The sequence below is a fragment of the Bianquea renquensis genome, assembly GCF_014384895.1.
GTDB lineage: Bacteria > Bacillota > Clostridia > Lachnospirales > Bianqueaceae > Bianquea > Bianquea renquensis.
This window is the reverse complement of the sequence record NZ_JACRSQ010000067.1, coordinates 1-3,348: the sequence shown is the minus strand read 5'-3', so window position 1 is coordinate 3,348 and position 3,348 is coordinate 1. Positions and strand designations below refer to the sequence as shown.

The following is a 3,348-nucleotide window of genomic DNA, read 5'->3' as shown; positions in this document are numbered from 1 at the left end:
CCCATTCAGATATCCTTCTACAATATTTAATTTTTCTTCTGATGTATATTTCCGATACATAAAATACCCCCAAGTAGATTTTGGTTATTTACCTTGTCTACTTAAGGGGTATCATATCATCACATGGGGTCGGCTCTTTTTCATTATCCTTGGCGCTGGCAATAGGATGACGTCAAAATGTCTGCCAATTTTTCGTTGCCTGTCAGGTAGCCGTTTACGTGAGTCAAATCAATTGCCGCTGCTTCCATTTGCCAGATCGGAAGCGTCCAATAAAGATTAGCCCTCTCGTCACTTCGTCGAGTGCCATGGCAATCCAAGTGCCGGCAAGTCCCCATCCCAATATCATTGCAAAGAGAAAGCTTAAGCCCGCACCGATCAACCACTGACTCACCACGCCTACGATCACAGGTGAATAAATATCTCCTGTTGTAATAAGTGTCTTAACCATAATCAAATTCATGGCGCGTCCTGTCTCCAAAAAGAATTCGATTATTAAGATAGTTCTTCCCAGTTTCCAGACACGTGGATCTTCACTGAACAATCCATATATAAAATCACTATTCAGAAAGAATACAAGCGTCATGGTTAAACAAACACTGATCCCAATCCGCAGATATTTCCATATATTGGCCTCTATTTTTTCGATCTTGCCTGCGCCAATCCAATACCCCATGACAATCTGCATTGCTTGTGAAAATGCAGTTACATATACGTACGAAAGGTTTGCGATCATATTGGAATATACTCTCGTTGTGATCGCTACGGTACCAAATGTATTGACCATGCTAAGAATCAGAATTTGCGATACTTGATACGATAACCCTTCTGCCCTAAAGGGAATGGATATATATAGTAAGCGCTTCAATGTATAAGTTGGAAATGGGCGCAGCATGGAAATTCGTATCCTCGCATCTGTTTTTCGTATAAAAATGAATATCAACATGGCAACTCCCGCGCACTTGCTGATATTTGTTGAGATGGCAACTCCCATGATTCCCATTTCCGGGAATCCCAAAAGTCCATTTAATAAAATGGCATTGCCGATAATATTGATTAAATTCATGATACAGGAGGCGATTAATACTTCCTTGACCAAAGAGAAACTTCGCAGAATGGCGGCAAAGATAAGGTAGATGCCCTGAATAAAAATACAGCTTCCAACAATCCGCATATATTGGCAAGCCTCATCCAAAATTTCGGAGGGCACGTGCATTGCGATGAAAATTGGTCTACAAAAAATGACAATCCCAATTGTAGCGAGAATCCCAAAGCCAGTCATTATGGCTGTTGCCACGGTGCAAACCTCAGATATCATTTTTTTATTACATGCACCAATGTATTGCGTCAATAGAACCAATACCCCTGAGCTCATAACGCTTAGGACGAGGATCACAATATTCATAATTTGGTTGCCATTACCGATAGCCGCCACAGAATTTTGCGAATATTGGCTCAGCATGATTTGATCCACATTTCCTACTAACAATTGGAGGAGTAGCTCTCCAAATATTGGCAAGGATATGAAAAAAATCCCCTTAGTCGTAACGGTCTCCGGATTCAACAATCTTGTTTTCATAGACTTTCTCCTCGTAAATGCTCACTTTCCATCCAGCATACTATATATAGCAAATACCCCACTATTTGTCAAGTAGGCAGCTACCTATATCTCTGTTTGCTTTTCAGAAAACATTCCATATTCTTCTATGGGTTCATTTTTCTTCGATTGCTCCGGCTCTCCCTCTTTTTTGCACGCCGGGCTTCACTTTCTTTCTCCTGATAGCGTTCACTCTCGACCCTTTTTCCTCCTTTTTTTCCCATGTTTGCACGCCGCCTTTTCTCTCCATCTCCACTACCGGCGTTCATTTTCCCCTGCCTTGTCCCCATCTCCCATCTCTTTTCCTCTTTTTTGCACGCCGGGCTTCACTTTCTTTCTCCTGATAGCGTTCACTCTCGACCCTTTTTCCTCCTTTTTTTCCCATGTTTGCACGCCGCCTTTTCTCTCCATCTCCACTACCGGCGTTCATTTTCCCCTGCCTTGTCCTCATCTCTCGTCTCTTTTCCTCTTTTTTGTACGCCGGGCTTCACTTTCTCTCTCCTGATAGCGTTCACTCTCGGCCCTTTTCCCTCCTTTTTCCTACGCTTTTGCACGCCGCCTTGTCTCCATCTCCACTACCGGCGTTCATTTTCCCCTGCCTTGTCCCCATCTCTCGTCTCTTTTCCTCTTTTTTGCACGCCGGGCTTCACTTTCTCTCTCCTGATAGCGTTCACTCTCGGCCCTTTTTCCTCCTTTTTTTCCCATGTTTGCACGCCGGCTTTTCTCTCCATCTCCACTACCGGCGTTCATTTTCCCCTGCCTTGTCCTCATCTCTCGTCTCTTTTCCTCTTTTTTGCACGCCGGGCTTCACTTTCTTTCTCCTGATAGCGTTCACTCTCGACCCTTTTTCCTCCTTTTTTTCCCCATGTTTGCACGCCGCCTCTTCTCTCCATCTCCACTACCGGCGTTCATTTTCCCCTGCCTTGTCCTCATCTCTCGTCTCTTTTCCTCTTTTTTGCACGCCGGGCTTTACTTTCTCTCTCCTGATAGCGTTCACTCTCGGCCCTTTTCCCTCCTTTTTCCTACGCTTTTGCACGCCACCATTTCTCTCCATCTCCATTACCGGCGTTCATTTTCCCCTGCCTTGTCCTCATCTCCCATCTCTTTTCCTCTTTTTTGCACGCCGGGCTTCACTTTCTTTCTCCTGATAGCGTTCACTCTCGACCCTTTTCCATTCTTTTTTTCCCATGTTTGCACGCCGGCTTTTCTCTCCATCTCCATTACCGGCGTTCATTTTCCCCTGCCTTGTCCTCATCTCTCGTCTCTTTTCCTCTTTTTTGCACGCCGGGCTTCACTTTCTTTCTCCTGATAGCGTTCACTCTCGGCCCTTTTCCCTCCTTTTTCCTACGCTTTTGCACGCCGCCTTGTCTCTCCATCTCCACTACCGGCGTTCATTTTCCCCTGCCTTGTCCTCATCTCTCGTCTCTTTTCCTCTTTTTTGCACGCCGGGCTTTACTTTCTCTCTCCTGCTAGCGTTCACTCTCGGCCCTTTTTCCTACGCTTTTGCACGCCGCCTTGTCTCCACCACCGGCGTTCATTCCCCCTTCTCTTCCTCCCCATACCATTGGCCACTACCTGCCGGCGTTCAATTGACCTCCTGTTTCCCATAATCACTATCTAACATTTCACACAGTACCGTCCCGCGAAAAGCGCTTGCGAAGCGGGCTGAAAGCTGATATAATAAGATCCCAAACTTCATTCAGGAGCGTGATGTCCATGACCCCCTATGTCAATCCCTCTCAACTTCCCTCCCT

At 45.6% G+C, this 3,348-nt stretch carries 3 protein-coding genes; all 3 read right to left on the bottom strand.

Going from position 1 to position 3,348, the window contains the following annotated elements:
- Positions 1–223: 223 nt before the first annotated feature.
- Complete coding sequence (locus H8730_RS17115) at positions 224–1,576, bottom strand: MATE family efflux transporter (RefSeq protein ID WP_249290262.1); 1,353 nt, start codon at positions 1,574–1,576, stop codon at positions 224–226.
- A gap of 125 nt (positions 1,577–1,701) precedes the next feature.
- The gene (locus H8730_RS17110; protein WP_249290261.1) at positions 1,702–1,863 is read right to left on the bottom strand and encodes a hypothetical protein; all 162 of its coding nucleotides are present in this window, start codon (positions 1,861–1,863) and stop codon (positions 1,702–1,704) included.
- An 821-nt stretch (positions 1,864–2,684) separates the two neighbouring features.
- Complete coding sequence (locus H8730_RS17105; RefSeq protein ID WP_249290260.1) at positions 2,685–2,828, bottom strand: hypothetical protein; 144 nt, start codon at positions 2,826–2,828, stop codon at positions 2,685–2,687.
- Positions 2,829–3,348 lie beyond the last annotated feature (520 nt).